This window comes from Oceanospirillum linum (assembly GCF_001995095.2).
Lineage (GTDB): Bacteria > Pseudomonadota > Gammaproteobacteria > Pseudomonadales > Halomonadaceae > Oceanospirillum > Oceanospirillum linum.
Genome location: NZ_MTSD02000004.1, coordinates 65465 through 86382, shown reverse-complemented (window position 1 = coordinate 86382; position 20918 = coordinate 65465). Strand labels below are relative to the sequence as shown.

At 48.7% G+C, this 20918-nt stretch carries 13 protein-coding genes and 3 tRNA genes; 8 read left to right on the top strand and 8 right to left on the bottom strand.

Translation table 11 applies throughout. The features are described 5' to 3' along the window. Positions 1-234: 234 nt before the first annotated feature. From BTA35_RS10905 to BTA35_RS10895, 3 genes are all read right to left on the bottom strand, one after another. Complete coding sequence (locus BTA35_RS10905; protein WP_078319853.1) at positions 235-3894, bottom strand: EAL domain-containing protein; 3660 nt, start codon at positions 3892-3894, stop codon at positions 235-237. A gap of 113 nt (positions 3895-4007) precedes the next feature. Further along, positions 4008-7496, bottom strand: coding sequence for a PAS domain S-box protein (locus BTA35_RS10900; protein ID WP_078319852.1), 3489 nt, complete (start codon positions 7494-7496; stop codon positions 4008-4010). After that, positions 7472-7954 carry a hypothetical protein gene (locus BTA35_RS10895; protein ID WP_078319851.1) on the bottom strand — a complete coding sequence of 161 codons (483 nt, stop codon included), beginning with the start codon at positions 7952-7954 and terminating at the stop codon, positions 7472-7474. Before BTA35_RS10895 ends, BTA35_RS10900 begins: the two co-directional genes overlap by 25 nt. A gap of 303 nt (positions 7955-8257) precedes the next feature. Between BTA35_RS10895 and BTA35_RS10890 the strand changes: the two genes are divergently transcribed. From BTA35_RS10890 to BTA35_RS10855, 8 genes are all read left to right on the top strand, one after another. Continuing rightward, entirely contained in the window at positions 8258-10168 is a 1911-nt protein-coding gene (locus BTA35_RS10890) for a PhoX family protein (protein WP_078319850.1), read from the top strand. A gap of 257 nt (positions 10169-10425) precedes the next feature. Beyond that, entirely contained in the window at positions 10426-13224 is a 2799-nt protein-coding gene (locus BTA35_RS10885; RefSeq protein WP_078320001.1) for a monovalent cation/H+ antiporter subunit A, read from the top strand. Positions 13225-13226: 2 nt separating this feature from the next. Next, a complete protein-coding gene (locus BTA35_RS10880) occupies positions 13227-13592 on the top strand; it encodes a Na+/H+ antiporter subunit C (protein WP_078319849.1) in 366 nt (121 codons plus the stop codon). Then, a complete protein-coding gene (locus tag BTA35_RS10875) occupies positions 13592-15118 on the top strand; it encodes a monovalent cation/H+ antiporter subunit D (RefSeq protein ID WP_078319848.1) in 1527 nt (508 codons plus the stop codon). Before BTA35_RS10880 ends, BTA35_RS10875 begins: the two co-directional genes overlap by 1 nt. Next, positions 15118-15621, top strand: coding sequence for a Na+/H+ antiporter subunit E (locus BTA35_RS10870; RefSeq protein ID WP_078319847.1), 504 nt, complete (start codon positions 15118-15120; stop codon positions 15619-15621). Before BTA35_RS10875 ends, BTA35_RS10870 begins: the two co-directional genes overlap by 1 nt. Continuing rightward, positions 15615-15884: a K+/H+ antiporter subunit F gene (locus BTA35_RS10865; protein ID WP_078319846.1), complete on the top strand. Its 270-nt coding sequence runs from the start codon at positions 15615-15617 to the stop codon at positions 15882-15884. Before BTA35_RS10870 ends, BTA35_RS10865 begins: the two co-directional genes overlap by 7 nt. 71 nt (positions 15885-15955) lie before the next feature. Beyond that, positions 15956-16348, top strand: a complete 393-nt coding sequence (locus tag BTA35_RS10860; RefSeq protein WP_078319845.1) for a Na+/H+ antiporter subunit G — start codon at positions 15956-15958, stop codon at positions 16346-16348. A 277-nt stretch (positions 16349-16625) separates the two neighbouring features. Further along, positions 16626-17750, top strand: coding sequence for a beta-ketoacyl-ACP synthase III (locus BTA35_RS10855; protein ID WP_078319844.1), 1125 nt, complete (start codon positions 16626-16628; stop codon positions 17748-17750). A gap of 392 nt (positions 17751-18142) precedes the next feature. On the opposite strand, the gene BTA35_RS10850 is transcribed toward BTA35_RS10855, so the two are convergent. The 5 genes from BTA35_RS10850 to uvrC all read right to left on the bottom strand — a co-directional run bounded on the left by BTA35_RS10850 (position 18143) and on the right by uvrC (position 20918). Then, positions 18143-18229 (bottom strand) — tRNA-Leu (locus tag BTA35_RS10850). Positions 18230-18261: 32 nt separating this feature from the next. Then, a tRNA-Cys gene (locus tag BTA35_RS10845) sits at positions 18262-18335 on the bottom strand. Between the two features lie 13 nt (positions 18336-18348). Continuing rightward, positions 18349-18424 (bottom strand) — tRNA-Gly (locus BTA35_RS10840). 113 nt (positions 18425-18537) lie between these two features. Further along, positions 18538-19086 carry a CDP-diacylglycerol--glycerol-3-phosphate 3-phosphatidyltransferase gene (gene pgsA, locus BTA35_RS10835; RefSeq protein WP_078319843.1) on the bottom strand — a complete coding sequence of 183 codons (549 nt, stop codon included), beginning with the start codon at positions 19084-19086 and terminating at the stop codon, positions 18538-18540. An 8-nt stretch (positions 19087-19094) separates the two neighbouring features. Further along, positions 19095-20918, bottom strand: coding sequence for an excinuclease ABC subunit UvrC (gene uvrC / locus BTA35_RS10830; protein ID WP_078319842.1), 1824 nt, complete (start codon positions 20916-20918; stop codon positions 19095-19097).

Genomic DNA, 20918 nt, shown 5'->3' with positions numbered 1-20918 from the left:
TGGGGGTTAACCGTAAAAAAACATCCAGCCCCCCCAGACACACACAGACACAACTGCCCCCACAATGAGCGAGTTGACAGAAACAGATATGGCAGGCGGAGATGGTTCACGAGAACGCATTCAATACTCCTGTAATGAGAACAAAGCACACCTTATAACGTACGGTGTATTAACCATCATAAAAAATACAAAAGGGAATCACCGGATACACGATGTCATTATATAACAAAAGAACTACTGCCTGATATTAGCGTCAAGCCACTGACTGAGGGCATGGTAATTCATCGGTTTACCATGCAGCCAGCCCTGCTGCATCTGAGCGCCACCGTCCACCAGATAACGGGATTGAGCTTCTGTTTCCACACCCTCAGCGATCACACTTAAGCGCATGCTCTGGGCTATAGAAAGAATTGCATCCACAAGAACTTTGTCACCACTATCTTTATCAAGATCTGACACAAAGCTTTTATCGATCTTAATGGTCGTCAGGGGCAGCTGCTTCAAATAGCTTAAAGAGGAATACCCTGTGCCAAAATCATCAATTGCAATTTCAAACCCCTGCGCCCGCAATTTATTTAACTTTTCTACGGAATCACCAGCAGGATCAAGAAAAAGTGACTCGGTGATCTCCAGCGTTACCCACTTCGCCGGCAGGTCGTATTGCTGCAAAATATCAATAAAATGCTCAACATGGTGCTCATCTGTGGCAATTTGCTTGGACGACAAGTTAATCGCAACCCCCAGTTCCGGGAAGCGTTTGCGCAGGCTTGAGATCTCTGAGACTGCCTGAGCGAAAACCCAGCCACCCAGCGGGATAATCAAGCCACTCTCTTCTGCAAGTGATATAAACTGGTCCGGAGGCACACAGCCCTGGGCAGGGTGGTTCCAGCGCACCAATGCCTCGACCTTAACAACCTGCCTGTCCCGGTTCACTACAGGCTGATAGTGCAACTCAAATTCATGGTGATCCAGAGCAGAACGAAGATCATGCTGCAGAGACTGACGACGATCGGTTTCCTGCTGCATCTGGGGTGTAAAGAAACGATAAGTGTGACGGCCTGCTGATTTGGCAGCATACATCGCCTGATCTGCATTCTGGAGCACCCGTGTCAGTTCATCCCCATCGTCCGGGAAAATAGTAATACCAACACTTGCCGAAATATGGGCAGACTTACCATCAAGGTCAAATGTTCTCGACAGGGCCTCAATAATTTTCCCTGCAACCTTACCTACATCTTCCACGCTATCGATAGATGGCAGCATGACCGTAAACTCATCACCACCAAGGCGGGCTACAGTATCAGACTCGCGGGTATATTGGCGCAGGCGTTCCGAAACTTTCTTCAGCAAACTATCACCGGCTTCATGGCCCAGCGTATCATTCACTTCTTTGAAATGATCTAAATCGATAAACATTAACGCCCCCCGATCCTTCGGATACCGACGTGCGGAGGTTATCGATTGCATTAAGCGGTCATGAAAGAGAACCCGGTTAGGCAGGCCTGTCAGTGCATCATAGTTAGCCTGATACCGGATCAGCTCTTCTTTTTCTTTACGGTCAGTAATATCAGAGAAAACCGCTACATAGTTCTCAACTTCATGATATTGATTTTTCAGGGCTGTTATTGATAGCCATTCAACATAAAGCTCACCGTTTTTCTTACGATTCCAGACCTCTCCCTGCCAGCCTCCTGTTGACTGCAGGCTTTCCCACATCGTCTGATAGAAGTTATCCGGTTGCTTACCAGAGCTAAGAATCGCCGGGTTTTCCCCCAACACCTCATCAGAGCTATAGCCTGTAATCCGGCTAAAAGCATCATTGACAGACACGATACGATTATTCGCATCGGTCACCACAATCGCTTCTGCTGTGCTCTCAAAAACTGAAGCTGCCAGTTTAAGCCTCTGATTACTGAGGTAAGTTTCCGTTATATCCTCACCAAAGCCTGCAATATTTTTAACCCGGCCTTCATTATCATAAGTCGCAAAAGAAAGACTGCGGATCCAGCGTACGTTACCGGTCGGGTGCTGAATGCGAAACTCAAGCTGCAAGGGCTGCCTGGATACCGAGAAGATACCCTCCACCATAGGTTTGTCTTCCGGCACCACACTGCCAAAAAGAGGTTCAACACCAGACAGCACCAAGTCAGCCTTCATTCCGATAACCCTCTCATAGCCTGGGCTAAGAAATTCGACCTCATGACCGTCAGGGTGACACAACCAAAAAATACCCGGTACGTTCTCTGCAAAGAGTCTGAATTTTTCCTCACTATTTGCCAGGGCAGCCTGAGCTTCGAGCATGGAGGAGATATCAACCATGTCAACGACAAAGCACTCACTTCCATTGAACATAATTTTCTGCAGACCGATCAGGAACGTACTGATCCTGCCATTGTCAGCCCGCCGCAATTTAAGAGTGTAATTGCTCAGTTTATGATCACGCTCCACACGACTTAGCAGAAGTTCCCGGTCGGAGGGGGAAGGATAAAATGTCACAATTGACTGGCCAACCAGCTCAGAGGGTTCTATACCTAACATTCTTTTTGAGGAAGGGTTACAAAATAGCACCATACCATCGGAGGCCCGGGATATCATAATCAGACTTTGAGCGGCATCTGTGATGGCCGATAGCTGAGTTTCCCGTTGTTTCAGCTCACGCTCAATTCTCCGGCTGGAGGTCACATCCTGAAAGGTGCCAAAAACACGAACCGGTTTACGGTCGGTACTAAGTTCAACAAAACCTTCAGAGTGTACCCAGCGCTGATCAAAATCCGCTCGCATCAACCGAAAATCGGCTTGATAGCGCCCACCCCGACCCATTGCATCCTGAATCGCAGCCTCAACGGCAGGTCGGTCCTCTATGTGAACAAACTGCAGATAGCCATCATTTTCAAGAGCACGATCTCCCTTCTCCAGGCCGAACAAGCGGTATGCTTCATCCGACCAGAAAACATCACCTTTGGTGATATTCCATGACCAGTTACCAATCCGGCCAACACGCTGGGCCTGGTCCAGCATTAACTGTTGGTTCTCAATAAGCCCCACAGCACGCAGCTCTTTAAGGCGTAACCAGAGAATCAGGACAATAATACTGATCATCAGCCCGGCAGCGAGCTGAATCCAAAGCCGAGATGACCGTTCGACAAAAGACTCAGGCTGAATACTGGCTGCGATCTGCCACTGTGTGCCCGGTAAGCTTATGTTATCGGTAATATCCGCCGCATTAAAAAGTGCCGCCGGGCCATAAAAAGCGGCCTGAGGCTTGCTGTGACGTACCTCCCGGACAGAAATTTTCATTTCACGGCCTAACTGATAAAAACCAGAGGCTTTATAGATTTGCTCAAGGGATAAGGGAAAGAGTAACAGCGCCGTCCGGTACTGACGACCGGAACTCTGGAGTGGCAGCCATATATGGAGATGCTCGACTCCATCAGCCTCCGTAACCGGCCCTGAGATAAAGATCTCTCCGGTTTCCACCGCCTGACGAGCAACCTCAAAACCCCGGGTTTCAGAGGCAATAAAGCGATCCGTAAAATCAGTATCAGCGGCATCAGGATAACGGTGGGTATACTGATAGTCACTGGATATACGATAGACCGTATTTACCATGGGGTTATTGCTGAGAAAAAGATTTGCTGTTTCGGAAAAATCGCGCTGACTAATGTCAGGGTTTATCGACAGGTAGGCGGCAAGCCCCTGCATACTGGCAAGATTGGAACGGATAATACTCTCAATACCAGCACTGGTTTCTGAAACTCGTGCCTGAGATTCAAGCACACGCTTCTGACGTATTTGCTCCAAATATGAAACTTCAACATACCAGGCGCTCCCCACGACCGCTAGGATGGCCAGGGCAGCGACAAACCAGTTAAGCAGATAAGCGCGACTGTTCACAAATTTGAAGCCTTATTATTCGAGCCTAAAATGAAGCTGACCATCATGTCCGAGCCAAAATCCTAACAAAATCAAAAAGTAAGTGATACTTTTAAACCCGCAAACAGGTCTTGTTAGTAAGATTTTTGACTTCTGTCGGTAAAATTAAACAAATCCTGAACCTTTTCAGCCAGAAGCTCACCTTTTGTATAGCTGTAAAGGTGCGACAGATGATGTTCAGGTAGTGCCAGCGCCTCAAATGAGAAGCTGAAATTGGCCGGAAAGATAATCAATACCGGTGTTTTGGATAGTACATCACTATCGGACAGGTAATGTAGTAACTCCTCCAACGAGAAATCGCTCACCTGTGAGTCACAGATCATTAGCTGGAAATCATGCTGCAGCGCTAATTCAAGAAAAGCGCCTCCAGAGTTTACAAATACCGGGTCCGCACTTATTAACGCCGCCTCCAACCCCGGAAAATAGCTGTCAGCAGGGTTTTCCTCCCCTAAAATTAAAACTCTGGCTGGCAGCAGAAGGGCTTGTGCACTTTCACCTTCATTCTCTTGGATCGAAGAGTTTCCCGGCAGACTCAATGTAAAGCGGCTCCCTTCACCTTTGGTGCTTGATACGGTTAATGAACCACGCATCAACTCCGCCAACTGACGGGTAATCACCAATCCCATTCCGGTTCCTTCAATATCGGTTTTTTCCGCATGCAGTCGGTTAAAGGATTCAAACAGATGGCGCATCTCATGTTCAGAAAGACCAATCCCTGTGTCCTGAACATGGATATCAACCTGTCCCGGTTTGGACAGCTGCACGTTGAGAGTCACACTACCTTCTGGCTTATTATATTTAATAGCATTCGAAAGCAGGTTCAGCAGAATCTGACGCAATCGGCCAACATCCGCCACAACCTGCAAAAAGCGTCCGCTATCAGGATGCATTCTGAGCTGAATACCTTTTTGCTGAGCCAGCTGCCCAGTTACAGAGCAACACTCCTCCAACAGGCTATCCAGCGATATGTAATCTGACTGAAGCTCAATACGCCCTGACTCAATACGCCCCAGATCAAGCACCTCATTAATCAGACTCATCAGGTGATGGCCTGCGATATCAATCTCCCGGAGAAAACTATGCTGCTCTTCTGTTTCGGCAGACTCAGTTAATAGTCCGGTAAAGCCCAAAATGGCATTCATTGGCGTTCTAAGCTCATGGCTAACCCTGGAAAGGAAGTCAGTTTTAGCACGATTGGCTTTTTCGGCAGATTCTTTTGCCCTGAGCAGCTGCTGTTGAGTCGCAATAATTTTCATATCACTGTCAATGGCAGCGATCAGGTTCGCACACGTTGTCAGTATTGGTTGCAGGAAGCGAATCAGCTCCTGATCATATCCTTTTGAGTGATTCGCAAAACCTATCATACCCACCAGATCATTGCCTTTCAGCAGAGGAATAGCCATAAAATTCCTGACACCGACGTCACCACCGGTGATGTCCTTAACCCAGGCCTCTGATAACGGGGTATTACTGATCTCAAGCTTTGCGGTTCTTAAACCACGACCCAATAATGTACCCAGGTTATGAAACTCTACCCCATCACCATGGTGCTTCTGTTGCCACTCTTTAGTTATCTCATCCTGAGTGAGTCGGGTAATAGCATAGGTTCTGAGATAAGGCTGACCGTCCGGTTTATACAAAACCTGACCAATAAAACCATACTCACTTTCCGCCAGTTCCAACACCTCCCTCAGAAGATGAGAAAAAACTGCCCAGCAATTATCTCCCGCAAAATAACGCAACTGTGAACTGTAAATAGAGGCCAGAAGTTTATGATGCCGCTGCAGACTTTTCTGAGTCTCCAGCCGCTCAGTAACATCCGTGTAAACACCCAGCATCCCCAGTGTATTATGCTCCTGATCCTGAATGGGTAAACGACTGATCTCCACATAGCAGAGCTTGCCGTTATTCATTTGGTAACGACCACTACGGCGAACCATCGGCACCCCTGTCTCAACCACCGTACGATCCAATCGTTCAATTAGTGCAGCCTGGCTCCGATTGCAATAAACCTCTTCGTCGGTTTTACCGATAATATCTTTTTCCTGAAGTTCCAGATCCTGGCAGAACTTCTTGTTGACACCGGCAATCGTCAAATCTGCTTTCTTCCAATAAACACCAATTGGAATCGTGTCCAACACGAGTCGAAGCATATTTCTGGCCGCCAGAAGTGCCTTTTCATTTTCTTTGCGCTCGGTAATTCTCTGGACATGACCAATCAGGCGGTTCACAGCGCCTTGTTCCTGCAGCGGTGTTCCCTGAATCAGCAACCATTCACTGCTTTCATCGTCATAATCCACCCGGCACTCAATTGAAAATGGCTCCTGAGCCCTGACGGAATCGTAAAGCGTGCGGTGAAGCAGTGGACGATCACTCCCGTTAATACGGCTAAAAAAAACACCTAACCCCACAGCGCAACGACTGACCTCAAGGCCATTAAGCTTCAGGGCCATCTCAGTAGCCATGACTTTATCAGAGTGAACATCCCACTCCCACGTCCCGATATACGCAAAAGACTGACTCATTTCCAGCCGCTGACGCGCCTCAGAAAGGGAGCGCTCAGACATTTTCTGTACACTGACATCACGCACAATAACGGTAAAAAAAGAACTCTGACTGGTTTCAGTTTCAGCAATTGAAACGGTCACCGGAAATGTTCGACGATCATAATGCACACCTGTTGCTTCAATAGCCTGACCACAGGCTTTAGCCATATAGTCAGCACGCAGACGCTCCCTGCCGTCCAACCAAACCCAGTCCTCTATAAGATGCCCTGTCAGTTTGTCCTGACGACAGCCAAATATACGTGCAGTCGCAGGGTTTGCGGATAAAATCACACCGCGATTATCCACGGTAAAAATCGCATCCCAGGCTGTATCAATGATCGCCCTGTGCGTCGCTTCACGGTCAGCAATATCAAGAGTATTACGCTCATGCAGGGATACCAGCTCACTGACCAATGCCTCCCGGGCTTCATCCTCATCCCGGGTACGTGCCGCTGACCAATAGGCGAGAATAAAAAAGAAGCTGAGAATAATCAGAATCACTAACCCGACAAAGGTCAAAAAGATCCATTGCATTCTGCGCAATAACTCAAGTCCCTCAACAGAGGTCTGCTCCAGTGCCAGCCCCATCTGAAACTGCTTATCCCAAATCCAGGCTCCGACTTTTAACTGGCCATCGTAACCGACAATAGCATTGCGAATGTAAACCTCATCACTCACCAGGCCGACTCTGTCTGCAAGGGGTGTCGTTTCATAACCGGGAAGAGAGTTATTATTCTCTCCCAATAAAGTTGCCTGCCCACGGTCCGTTGGCCGCAGTCTTTCAGCGGCAAAGTTACGGCCCGGAGTCAGCAGCAAACCATCACGATCAAAAGCATATGCTTCACCTGTCCCTGAGAACGCTGATTTTCTGAAAATCTGATAAAAGCTGACCACGGGATCAATTTCGAAGACTAATACCGCCATCGGCGAGCTGGTAGCATTTCTGACAGCAGCCGCAACATAGATGGCACCAACCCCTTGCTCAGCGAGCCTTAATGGATGGGTAATAACCGACATGCCCCCCAGGCCTGCCTCAGCAGATAAGGGAATGCCACCAGAGGTGCTGTCAGGCCCAGCTGATCCGGGTTATCGCTGGCAATAATCCGGTTGCCCGGCCCAATCAGATAGAAGTGTTTGATTTCCGGATCAGAGATCACAGGTCTCAGATAGTCCTCAAGAGCAAGGCTACTTAATTTTTTTAACGGCGCGCAGGCATCCCCTGTTAACACTTTTATATGGCGTTGCAGCTCTGGCTGTTTTGCCCATGAATAGACATAGCCTCTCTTGGAACGCCCCCAGGCAGATAAGCTCTGATGGAGCGTGCCCAGCTGACTTCTCATAGTCTGCTCTAGACGTTCAAAATAAAGAGACTGAAGATGGTTAAAGCTGCTGAAAGCGGTCATACCAAGCAGCAGGCACACTACCGCAGGCACAACAAATTTCGACCATAGAATGTTGATAGCAAACTTCAGCAATATTTTTATTCCCAGTATCAGTACTTAGGGCGATATCAATCTTATAAACCGATAAAAACAGGGCACCTAGAGTTAATATAGGCCAGAACGGTGAGAACACGAGATTAATAAACCGTACAAAACGCTTAATCAGGGTACGGATAAAAACCAGCCCCCTTCCTCAGCTTCAACACCATCAGGCATCACCAATAAAGTCATCTGCCTGTCACAGGATTGTTACATTCAAACCTTACCTTAATGCCCCATATCAACATCTGAGTGCACATCAGAAATAAAACCTGAACCTATACATGGACCTGAGATATGAGCAACTTTGAACAACAGGATGACCTGAACAATCCGGTAACACAGACGCCGGAGCTAACTCAAATTATTGAAGAAGGGTTGAGTCGTCGTCAGTTTATGGGGGGAGCAGCACTTTTAGGCCTGAGTACACTCGCCGCTGGCTGCACGCCGCTAAGCATGAACGGTTCGGCTAACAGTAAACCGATGAGCCCTGAAATTGGTTTTAAGCCGGTTCCAGCCTCTACCGCTGACACCATCACAGTTCCCGAGGGTTATCGCTGGAAGCGACTCATATCCTGGGGTGACCCTCTGTTTTCAAACGCCAATGAGTTCATCGATGGTGGAAAAAATAACGCCTATGATCAGGAACACCAGTTCGGCGACAATAATGATGGTATGAGCTTTTTCCCACTGAGCGAAGATCGCGCCATCATGGCGATCAATAACGAATATACCAATTACGAATACCTCTTCCCGCATCAGGGTAAGCGAGTCAGCCGCAATGATGTCCGTAAAGCCCAGGCTGCACACGGTGTATCCGTCTTTGAGATTCATAAAGTTAACGGCAGCTGGCAACCTGTCAGAGACAGCCGCTTCAACCGTCGAATCCACGCTAATACACCGATGACACTAACCGGCCCTGCAGCCGGAAACCCTTTATTAGCAACATCTGCAGACCCTTCTGGCACAAAAGTACTGGGTACTTTCAATAACTGTGCGAATGGCCAGACGCCTTGGGGTACATACCTCACCTGTGAAGAAAACTTCAATGGTTATTTTGGCAGTGACTCTGCTGTGGACCTGGGTGCTGATGCCAAGCGCTATGGTATCGGAGCCAAAGATGCAGGCTACCAGTGGTACAAGCATGACAGCCGTTTTGATTTATCACTAAACCCACAAGAGCCGCATCGTCATGGCTGGATTGTTGAAATAGATCCTAAAAACCCCGACAGCACGCCCAAAAAGAGAACTGCACTGGGGCGTTTTAAACACGAAAATGCCGCACTGACCATCAGCGCAGACGGCTATGTTGTGGTTTATCTGGGAGACGACCAACGCGGCGAACACCTGTATAAGTTCGTTTCGAAAAACCGCTACAACCCGGACAATCAGGCCGCCAACCGCGACCTACTGGAGGAAGGTACACTCTATGTAGCCAAATTTGAGGCTGAACCAGGAAAGGTCGCCGGAAAAGGCGAGTGGGTTGCACTGACTTTTGGCCAGAATGGCCTGACGCCTGAAAACGGGTTTGCCGATCAGGCAGAAGTGCTTATCTTTGCACGAAGAGCAGCAACTCAGGTTGGTGCAACAACAATGGATCGCCCTGAATGGGTTGCCGTTCACCCATCCGGCCAGCAAGTTTTTTGTACACTGACCAACAATAAAAACCGAGGCAAAGAAGGTCAGCCAGTAGGAGGCCCGAATCCTCGGGCCAAAAATCATTACGGTCAGATTATTCGCTGGCAACCGGATAACAATGATCATACTGCTGCAGGTTTTAAGTGGGACCTGTTTGTTATGGCGGGGAACCCTGAGGTTCATGGTGACTCCGCTTATGGTGGATCCGCCAACATTAACAGTGACAATATGTTTAACAGCCCTGACGGGCTCGGTTTTGATGCCGCAGGTCGCCTTTGGATTCAGACCGATGGTAAATACTCCAACAGCGGTGACTTTGCTGGCATGGGGAATAATCAAATGCTATGCGCGGATCCGGCCAGCGGTGAGATACGGCGCTTTCTGACCGGCCCAGTGGCCTGTGAAATAACCGGATTAGCCTTTACACCGGACTATTGCACCGTCTTTATTGGTGTTCAGCACCCTGGTGAAGACTTGCAACCATCTCACTTCCCTGGTGGCGGTCAAAGCACACCGAGATCTTCTGTGATTATGATTCAACGGGAAGATGGCGGAATTATTGGCACTTAAGTCAAAACTTCACTGAATTCAATACCTATTAAGGGCAGCTTTTGGCTGCCCTTTTTAGTATCCTTCTTTTATGTTTCTGCCTCGCTTTACCGTGCAGCCAGAAAAAAATCAGTTAAAATAAAAAAAACATACCTAATAATAATCATGAACGTAATCAATATATTACGGTCAGAATCACCCCAAAACCGGTAAAAATAACGATCGATCAATCAGATTCTGATTGAAAAGCAAGATGGACAAAACAGGAGCTACCCTTGTTGAATGACCTGATCTGGATACCACTGCTACCCTTATTGGGAACCCTGGTACCCCTATTTGCATCGAGGTTCAGCCGCAGTGCGTGTGCTTTCCTTACTGCGGGATTTCCCGCCCTTGCTTTGGTTCTGGTTTTACAACTTGCACCTCAGGTGTTTGATGGTGAAACCGTCCGCCAAAGTTTTGGCTGGATACCTCAGTTAGGACTAGAACTTGCGTTCCGACTGGACGGACTTGCATTACTTTTTACCTTACTGATTTTGGGTATCGGTTTGCTGGTTGTGCTTTATGCACGCTACTATCTTTCCGAAAATGATTCCATGGGTAAGTTTTATGCTTATCTGATTCTATTTATGTTCGCTATGCTTGGCGTAGTGATGTCCGACAATCTGATTCAGCTCTGGATGTTCTGGGAACTTACCAGTATCAGTTCTTTTCTGCTGATCAGCTTCTGGGGACACAAGACAGAGGCCCGAAAAGGCGCACGAATAGCCCTGACCATCACGGGTGCGGGTGGTTTAGCGCTGCTGGCAGGTGTATTGCTGATCGGCAATGTTGTCGGCAGCTACAGCCTGCATGATGTACTGGCCAGTGGCGACCTGATTCGTGAACATACGGTTTACCCTGTTATTCTGATACTGGTTCTTCTGGGAGCATTCACTAAGTCAGCCCAGTTCCCTTTCCATTTCTGGCCCCCCCATGCCATGGCGGCACCAACACCTGTCAGTGCTTATCTGCACTCAGCCACCATGGTAAAAGCAGGCATATTCCTGATGGCCCGAATGTACCCGGTGTTATCCGGTACTGAGCTCTGGTTCCTGATTGTGAGTATGACCGGCCTGGCAACCCTGCTTCTGGGCGCCTATGTTGCTCTGTTCAAACATGATCTCAAAGGTCTTCTGGCCTATTCCACGGTCAGTCATTTAGGCTTAATCACTCTGTTGCTGGGTATGGGCACAGACATGGCTGCTGTTGCAGCTCTGTTTCATATTATCAACCACGCTACCTTCAAGGCGTCGCTCTTTATGGCTGCCGGGATTATCGACCATGAGTCCGGTTCCCGGGATATGAGGCAGCTGAATGGTCTGTGGAAATATATGCCTTATACGGCAACTCTGGCGATGGTTGCAGCCGCAGCAATGGCAGGCGTTCCGCTACTGAACGGTTTCCTGTCAAAAGAGATGTTCTTTGCAGAAACCCTTCACCAGGATTCTCTGGGCTCTCTTTCATGGATGGTGCCGGTATTTGCGACACTGGGAACCGTCTTTTCTGTGGCATACTCCCTGCGTTTTATCCATGATGTATTCTTCAATGGCGAACCTGTTAATCTACCCAAAACACCTCATGAACCCCCTCGCTACATGAGAGTTCCTGTGGAAATTCTGGTGGCCCTGTGTCTGTTGGTCGGTATTATGCCCACCTATATGATTGGCGACTTACTCTATGCCGCATCGGCGGCAACACTACAGGGGCAGGTGCCTGAGTATAGCCTGTCAATCTGGCATGGTTTCAACTTCCCTCTGTTAATGAGCGTTGTGGCACTGGCCGGTGGCGCAGTGGTGTATATCAACCGGAAAGAGCTGTTCCAGTTCCAGGCTCAGTTCCCGGAAAACGACCCCAAGCTGGTTTTTGAGGCCGTCATTCAATTGATCCACAGGCAAATATCCCGTGTTATGGAGCTCGCCGAAAATGGCTCTCTGCAACGCTACAGCTATATGATGCTCAGTCTGGCGATGGTGATGATGGCAGAACCTCTTCTGGATCTGAATGCCACCGCAGGTCACAGACCTCAAATTCCGGTGGATGCAATCTCGATTACAGGGGCAGTACTGCTGGCGATAGGGGCTTTGGCAACGGTTATCTGGAATCGCCAGCGTATGGTTGCCTTGGTAGCCCTTTCGGTGGTCGGCCTGATCGTATCACTGATGTTTGCCAAGTTCTCAGCACCAGATCTGGCCCTGACTCAGCTGGCAGTAGAGGTTGTCACTGTTATTTTGCTGATGCTCGCACTCTTTTTCCTACCGCAAACGACCCCAAAAGAATCTTCACCTAAACGGGTTGCACGGGACTTAGGGATAGCCGCGATCATAGGCGGAGTAATCGGTACTATCAGTTACGCCTTAATGACCCGGCCACTGGATAGCATTTCCACTTTCTTTTTGGAAAACAGCAAGACCGGGGGCGGCGGTACTAACGTTGTAAACGTGATACTTGTAGACTTCCGGGGCTTTGACACACTGGGTGAAATTACGGTACTGGGCATTGCTGCACTGGGTATTTTCAAGTTGATCGCCCGTATGCGCCTCTATATGCCTGCCAGCGATGGCGATGGCCGTCCATGGTCTCAGGACAGTCATCCTCTAATGCTCTCCGTCGTGTCCCAGAGTTTGCTGCCACTTGCATTACTGGTATCTGCCTATATTTTCCTCCGGGGGCACAATATGCCGGGCGGTGGTTTTATTGCAGGTCTGATTACCTCTGTTGCCATTATTCAGCAATATATCGCCCACGGTGTGGACTGGATTAAGGCCCGCATGAAACTTGACTATCAGCTGATGATAGGCAGCGGCATTACCATTGCAGCCCTGACAGGGCTTGGTAGCTGGGCATTTGGTCGCCCGTTCCTGACCTCCTGGTTTGATCATTTCCATCTGCCTTTGGTTGGCGAGTTCGAGCTGGCCAGCGCTATGCTCTTCGACCTTGGAGTATTCCTGACCGTTGTCGGGGCCACCATGCTAATCCTGGCTAACCTCGGCAAACTAACAACCAGTGAACGGCCTGTATTGAAGGAGCACGACTGATAATGGAAGGACTATATGCTTTCTGCGTAGGCCTGCTGACAGCCTGCGGTATTTTCTTAGCTCTACGAGGGCGCACATTCCCGGTGGTTGTGGGTCTGACATTACTTTCCTATGGCGTCAATCTGTTTCTGTTTGCCAGCGGACGCCTGAAATTAAACTCAGCAGCCGTCCTTGGGCAATCAGCGCAACATAGTGATCCGCTACCCCAGGCACTGGTTCTGACCGCTATTGTTATTGGCTTTGCTATGACCGCTTTTGTTGTGATTCTTGCCATGCGGGCACGGGCTGACCTTGGTAATGACCATGTTGATGGTCGCCTGCCCGAGGCACCGAAGCCACGTCTTGCCCGCCGTTCAGGGGGTCAATGATGCAGCATCTGGCTATTTTACCGATCCTGATCCCACTTTTTACCGGTGCCATGTTACTGCTGCCGCCGTTTAGGGATATCCTGAACCGTCAGCGAAGTCTTGCCTTAGTCTCCGTAGCGCTCCAGGTTATCTTTGCAGCCATGCTGCTAGTAACGGCCGCCAGCGAAGGCACTCAAATGTACGTACTGGGTGACTGGCAACCGCCTTTTGGTATTGTTCTGGTGGCCGACCGCCTATCCAGTATGCTGGTACTATTAACAACATTACTCTGTGCCGGAGCCCTGCTCTATTCATGTGCAGGACATGACAAGAGTGGTCAGTATTTCCACTCACTGTTTATGTTTCAGGTAATGGGAATCAATGGCGCCTTTCTGACAGGTGATATTTTTAATCTGTTTGTCTTCTTTGAAGTATTACTGATTGCCTCATATGCCCTACTGGTTCACGGTGGTGGTAAACAGAAAACTCAGGCGGCGGTTCATTATGTGATCCTCAACCTGATAGGCTCCAGCCTGTTCCTTTTTGGCCTGGGCATTCTATACGGCACGTTAGGTACTTTGAATATAGCCGACATGGCGATTCAGGTACGGATGCTGGATGAATCCGAAGCAATTTTAGCCAAAGCAGGGGGCTTGCTGTTACTTCTGGTCTTTGGTCTGAAAGCTGCCTTGCTGCCACTGCATTTCTGGCTTCCACGCACCTATGCATCGGCATCTGCGCCTGTTGCAACTCTTTTTGCCATTATGACCAAGGTTGGAATCTATAGCATATTCCGCGTCCATACCGTCGTGTTTGGTGAAGAGGCAAATTTGCTGGCTAATATTGCCCTACCCTGGCTGTGGCCAATGGCAATGGGCACCCTTGCGATCGGCACACTGGGCGTTTTTGCCAGCCCAACCCTGCGGGTGATGACGGCAAATCTTGTGATTATTTCGGCGGGAACCCTGCTGATTGCCGCAGCACTGCAAACGGAACATGCAACGTCTGCAGCCCTCTATTACCTGGTGCACAGCACACTGGTCACCGGTGCCCTTTTTCTGATTGCCGACCTTATTTCACGCCAGCGTGGTAAGGCTGAGGATCGCTTTGTAAAGTCACGGGCTATGGCACAACCAAGGCTACTCGGCTTTGCCTTTGTTATCGCGGCACTGGCGATTATCGGCTTGCCCCCACTTTCAGGCTTTGTTGGAAAGGTTCTGATTATGCGCGCCGCTGAATCTACGGCAGAAATCATTTGGATCTGGCCACTGATTCTGATCAGCAGCCTTATGGTTCTGGTTGCAATCTCCCGCGCCGGAACGACCTTATTCTGGCGCGTGACATCGACGTCCTCCAGCGAGGAACAAGTTCACCCGCTTGAAATTGCTGGTATCACCCTACTTTTGGCCGCATCGCCTCTATTGGTCATCTTTGGTGGTCCGGTGACCGAATTCACTGCCGATGCAGCCCATCAACTGCACGACCTGACACAATCAGTCAATGCTTTATTACCAAATAGTACAGCTCTTTCAGGAGGCAACCACTGATGTTTACGGTCAAAGAGTCCCGCTTTCTGCCCATGCCTTTTCATAGCCTGCTTTTATTCGTAGTCTGGCTACTACTGAACAATACAATGGCTTTTGGCCATATCCTGCTGGCACTTTTTTTTGGTTGGTCAATCCCCAAACTGGTTTCTATCCTGAAACACGGGCACCCGACGATAAAGCGGCCCTGGCTAACCGTCCGTTACTTCTTTATGGTGATGAAAGATATTATTACTGCCAATATTGAAGTTGCGCTCATGGTTCTTGGTCCTTTAAAGAAACTGCAACCGGGCTTCGCCGCTATACCTTTGGATATCACCTCAGATCTTGGCGTTACGTTGCTTGCCAGCACGATCTCCCTGACCCCCGGCACCGTAAGTGCTGAAATATCTGAAGACCGAAAATGGCTCTACGTGCACGCCCTGCATCTGGATAATGCCGATGAACTGATTGCACAGGTAAAACAACGTTACGAGATACCACTGAAGGAGATTTTGGGATGCTAACGTGGGCCGTTATTATCGTCGCTATCCTGATCTGTATCGCCCTGTTCCTTAATCTGTGGCGACTGGTTCAGGGCCCGAGCCTGCAGGACCGAATACTGGCTCTGGATACCATGTATATCAACAGCATCGCGCTGATCATTCTGTATGGCATTCATATGGGAACGGGGCTCTACTTTGAGGCTGCACTTCTGATCGCCATGCTGGGCTTTGTCAGTACCTCTGCACTGTGTAAGTACCTGCTCCGCGGTGACCTGATTGAATAAACATCACACAATATTACAAGCAACAACGGGCGCTCTTTAGTGCGCCCTGAAACGGCACAATAGGTGAAAATATGGCAACCTGGCTTGAAGGGCTGATCGCTCTGGTCCTGATAATTGGTGGAGTTTTTCTACTGATCGGCTCCATAGGACTGGTGCGGCTTCCCGATCTGTACACACGACTGCATGGGCCGACAAAGGCAACAACTCTCGGAATGGCAGGCCTTCTGCTGGCATCATCCGTTGTATCCAGCATCACTCAAGGCTCCATCTCTGTCCATGAGTGGCTGATTACACTATTTCTACTCATCACAGCACCGGTTTCGGCTAACATGATCGCTAAAACGGCTATGCACCACGACCTGACACCCTGGAAACGGACTAAAGGACAAGAGCTGGTTGACCCTGCCAGCCGGCAGGCACCGCCGAGTGACCATCATAGCGTCAAGGATGGCAAGCTGCCCTAAGCAGTTTAAAACCTGAACTCTGTGCAACGGATAGCTCCGCAAGAAATATTGCGGGGCTATTTTTTTACCTGTTTCAAACGCAAACATAGACCTATCCGTCCGTTTAAGGCAAAATAAATTAATACATACGTTTGAAACAAGATATCTTGCACCGGATCAATGACGGCAGAATACTAGCACTTGCCATTCAGAATCGGGCAACTCCCATCAAATAACAGCAGCCATACTTAATAGTCAATATAAGCTGCTGAGCTGGCAGATTAAGGTGAGAACCAACATGCAAAATAACGTTGTGATCAGCGGTGCGGGTCTTTGGAACCCTGAAAACAGTATCAGCAACGAAGAACTGGTGGCAAGCTACAACGCATACGCTGCACTGCATAACGAACGATATGCTACCGAAATCAACGCCGGTGAACGGGTGGCAAAACCTTTTTCCAGTGCTGAGTTTATTGAAAAGGCATCAGGTATAAAATCCCGTTATGCTTTTGTCAAAGAAGGTATTCTTGATCCTGAGCGAATGCGCCCGGTATTGGAAGAACGGGAAGATGATACGCTTTCTCATCAGGCCGAAATGGCCATTAACGCCGCAAAAATAGCACTGCAAGAAGCGAATAAAACGCCGGATCAGATCGATGCCGTTATCGTATCCTGCGCCTACACTCAGCGCTCTTATCCCGCTATTGCGATCGAGGTTCAGCATGCTCTGGGTATTGAAGGGTTTGGCTTTGATATGCTGGTCGCCTGTTCCGCCGCCACCTTTGCCTTACACCGGGCCTATGAGATGGTTGCCGCCGGAACTGCCAGAGCTGTTTTGGTGATTAACCCGGAACTCACATCTCCCCAGGTTAATTACATGGATCGTGACAGCCACTTTATCTTTGGAGATGTGGCAACCGCTACCATCCTGGAACAGGAAAGCAGCTGCAACTCCGAGCACGCTTACCGCATATTAGGCGTTAAAGCACAAACCAGCTACTCCAACAATATCCGCTCGAATTTCGGTTATCTATCAAGGGTTACTGATACAGACCCTTACTCTGCTGATAAGTTATTCCACCAGAACGGTCGAAAAGTTTTTAAAGAAGTTTGCCCAATGGCAGCTCAACATATCACCGACCACGTGACGGCAACAGGCAACACTAACAATGATATTCGTCGCTGGTGGCTACATCAGGCCAATATTAATATGAACACCCTAATTGGTAAAAAATTATTAGGCAGGGAACCATCCGCAGATGAAGCCCCTATTGTGCTTGATGAATACGCCAACACAGCATCAGCAGGCTCGCTGATCGCATTTAACAAAAGCCATAAAGACCTGGTAAAAGGCGATAAGGGCGTGATCTGCTCCTTTGGTGCCGGCTACTCTATTGGCAGCTTGGTCATTGAGAAAATCTGATAATATTCAGAGCTCAGCTACAAAAGAGACTCTGGTCTCTTTTCCCTCAATCCTGTCGAATTTATTGGAGGCGCGGCATTAAAAATACACTGTCGCCTCTGATATTCGCTCTACTGGCTGCTGCATCATGACTTCTGCCCATATCATACCTACACCAAACGGGGTCACAGCAGAAATATGACTCTATAGCAACGCTATAAGCCTGTTACCTGAATCGGCTCAGTTAATATATATGTTTAAAAGCTAATACGTATGTCTAAACGTTTGAAATAGAGAGAGAGATAGGATGGGACGTAAAGAGACAAAAAAAGCGCTAATGCGCTGATTTTATGAGGTATTTTAAGGTGTTTTCTTTGAAATGAGACTGTTATGGATGGCCTGATACAGTCTGATGGTGCCCGGAGCCGGAATCGAACCGGCACGGTGTTACCACCGAGGGATTTTAAGTCCCTTGCGTCTACCAATTTCGCCATCCGGGCTAACTGGCGCTGTAAAATTCAACAGCTTGAGATGGAGGCCGAGGTCGGAATCGAACCGGCGTACACGGAGTTGCAGTCCGCTGCATGACCACTCTGCCACTCGGCCATCTCAAAAAAAGTGGAGCGGGAAACGAGATTCGAACTCGCGACCCCAACCTTGGCAAGGTTGTGCTCTACCAACTGAGCTATTCCCGCTGAACTTGGGACGTATTATATACTGTCTTTTCCAAGCGTCAACCATTTTTTTCACAACTTTTTGTTTTTATTACAATTATCCGAAATATAAGTCGATACAGAACAGCAAACCATTACATCCCGGATTTCAAATCAGGCCATGCAGCTTTAAGGTACTGCATCATCGACCAAATGGTGAGCACAACAGCACCGTACAATAAAATCATGCCAACCATCGCAATATCGCTACCTGGAGGCTGGCTTAACAAAACAAAAATCGACAGCATCTGAAGAGACGTCTTGGCTTTCCCTATCATGGAAACAGCAATGCTGGCACGCTTCCCCAGCTCTGCCATCCACTCTCTCAGTGCCGAGATCACAATTTCGCGACCGATGATAATTAGCGCTGGTATTGTCATCCAGATACTGGTGTGCGCATCGATCAAAAGTCCTAAAGAGACTGAAACCATAAGCTTATCGGCGACAGGATCAAGAAAGGCCCCGAATGGTGTAGATTGATTGAGACGCCTTGCCAAAAAACCATCCAGCCAGTCAGTCCAGGCCGCCAATGCAAAAATACCGGCAGCCATATAGAGATTATTCTCCAGAGGCAGATAGAACACCGCAACAATTAAAGGGATAAAAGCGATGCGTAATGCAGTTAAAATATTGGGTAACTTCATCGGGCCTACTACTGTTCGGGGTGTAAGTGAAAATAGATCTGCTCGGCCAACGCTGCGCTAATGCCAGGAACCTTAGCAAGCTCCTGAATACTCGCATCCAGCGCTTCTTTCTGACCGCCAAAATGTCGTAAAATTGCTTGTCGCCTTTTCGGTCCAATCCCTGGAATCGACTCAAATCGAGACGTTCGCCGGGTATTATCGCGTCTTTGTCGATGACTCACAATGGCGAACCGGTGCGCCTCATCCCTTACCTGTTCAATCACATGCAGTGCTTTGGAGTCTGAGTCCAGATCGATAATCTGATCATTGGTTTCAAGGTAAAGTGTCTCAAACCCCTGCTTACGAGTCGTACCCTTTGAGACCGCCAACAAAATAACATCCGTTATGGCGAGTTCGTTAAATACCGCCCGTGCCTGTTTTAACTGGCCTTTACCACCATCAAGCACCAAAATATCAGGCTTTTTTCCCTCTCCTGATGCCAGACGCTTATAACGTCGAATAAGCGCCTGCCTCATGGCAGCATAATCGTCACCTGCTGTAATCCCTTCTATGTTGAATTTTCGATATTCGCTTTTTATGGGGCCATCCGGGCCTAATACAACACAGGAGGCAACCGTTGCCTCTCCTGAGCTATGGCTAATATCAAAACACTCCAATCGTTCAGGACGCTCTTCCAGTCCCAGGGCTTCCCGAAGCGCCTTAAACCGGCTGTCCATTGTCCCCTTACGGGCCAGGTGGCTGATCAGGGACTGCTCAGCATTAGTAACCGCCATCTGCAACCAGCGTGAGCGATGTGACCGAACCTGTGAATTCAACGCTACTTTCTTGCCATAAAGCTCTTTCAGAGCTTCCGCAAGGGTATCAGGCTCTACTAGTGTCAAATTGGTAATAACTTCGGCAGGAACCTCACGGGTGCCACTTCCCAGATAAAATTGATTAATAAAATTCTGAAGTGTATCGGCCTCATTGTCGGATAAAAGATCGGATGGGAAATAATGCCGGGAGCCCAGTACACGCCCGGCACGAACAAACAGTACTGAAATGGCAAAGCCCCCGGGGCGGGAAACCAGAGCAAAAAGATCAGCATCGCCCTGTTCACCATAAACATACTGCTGTTCCTGAACCTTTCTGAGCTGGATAAGCTGATCCCGAAAGCGAGCCGCCAACTCAAAATCAAGTTTCTCCGCCGCCTGATCCATTTTTTCCTGAAGCTCAGCCAAAAGCTCTACGCTGCGCCCTTTCAGAAATAACACCGCCCGCTCAACATCATCCTGGTAAACCTGCTTGCTAACCAGATCCACGCAGGGCGCACTACAACGTTCAATCTGATGCTGAAGGCATGGCCGGCTCCGGTGACTAAAAAAATTGTCATCGCACTGGCGCAACCGAAAAACTTTCTGAAGAAGATTCAGGGTTTCTTTAACGGCATTCGCATTTGGATAGGGTCCGAAGTACTGGCCAGACTTACGTTTTTTGCCACGGCTGTACTCTATTTGAGGATAATCACCGGCACTCAGGAAGATATAGGGATAGGACTTATCGTCCCGCATAAGGATATTAAATGGCGGCCGGTGACGCTTAATCTGGGTTTGCTCCAGTAGCAGGGCTTCAATCTCGCTACTGGTGATGGTGAACTCGATCCGGGCAATCTGTTCAACCAAGGCTTTAGTTTTTAAGCTCAAACCTGTTGAGCGGAAATAGCTGCTGACTCTGTTCTTCAGGTTTTTAGCTTTACCAACATATAGCAGTGCGTCGGCACTGTCATACATGCGATAAACGCCGGGATGGCTGGACAAAGTTTTAAGAAACGCTTTCGCATCAAACTCAGGCAT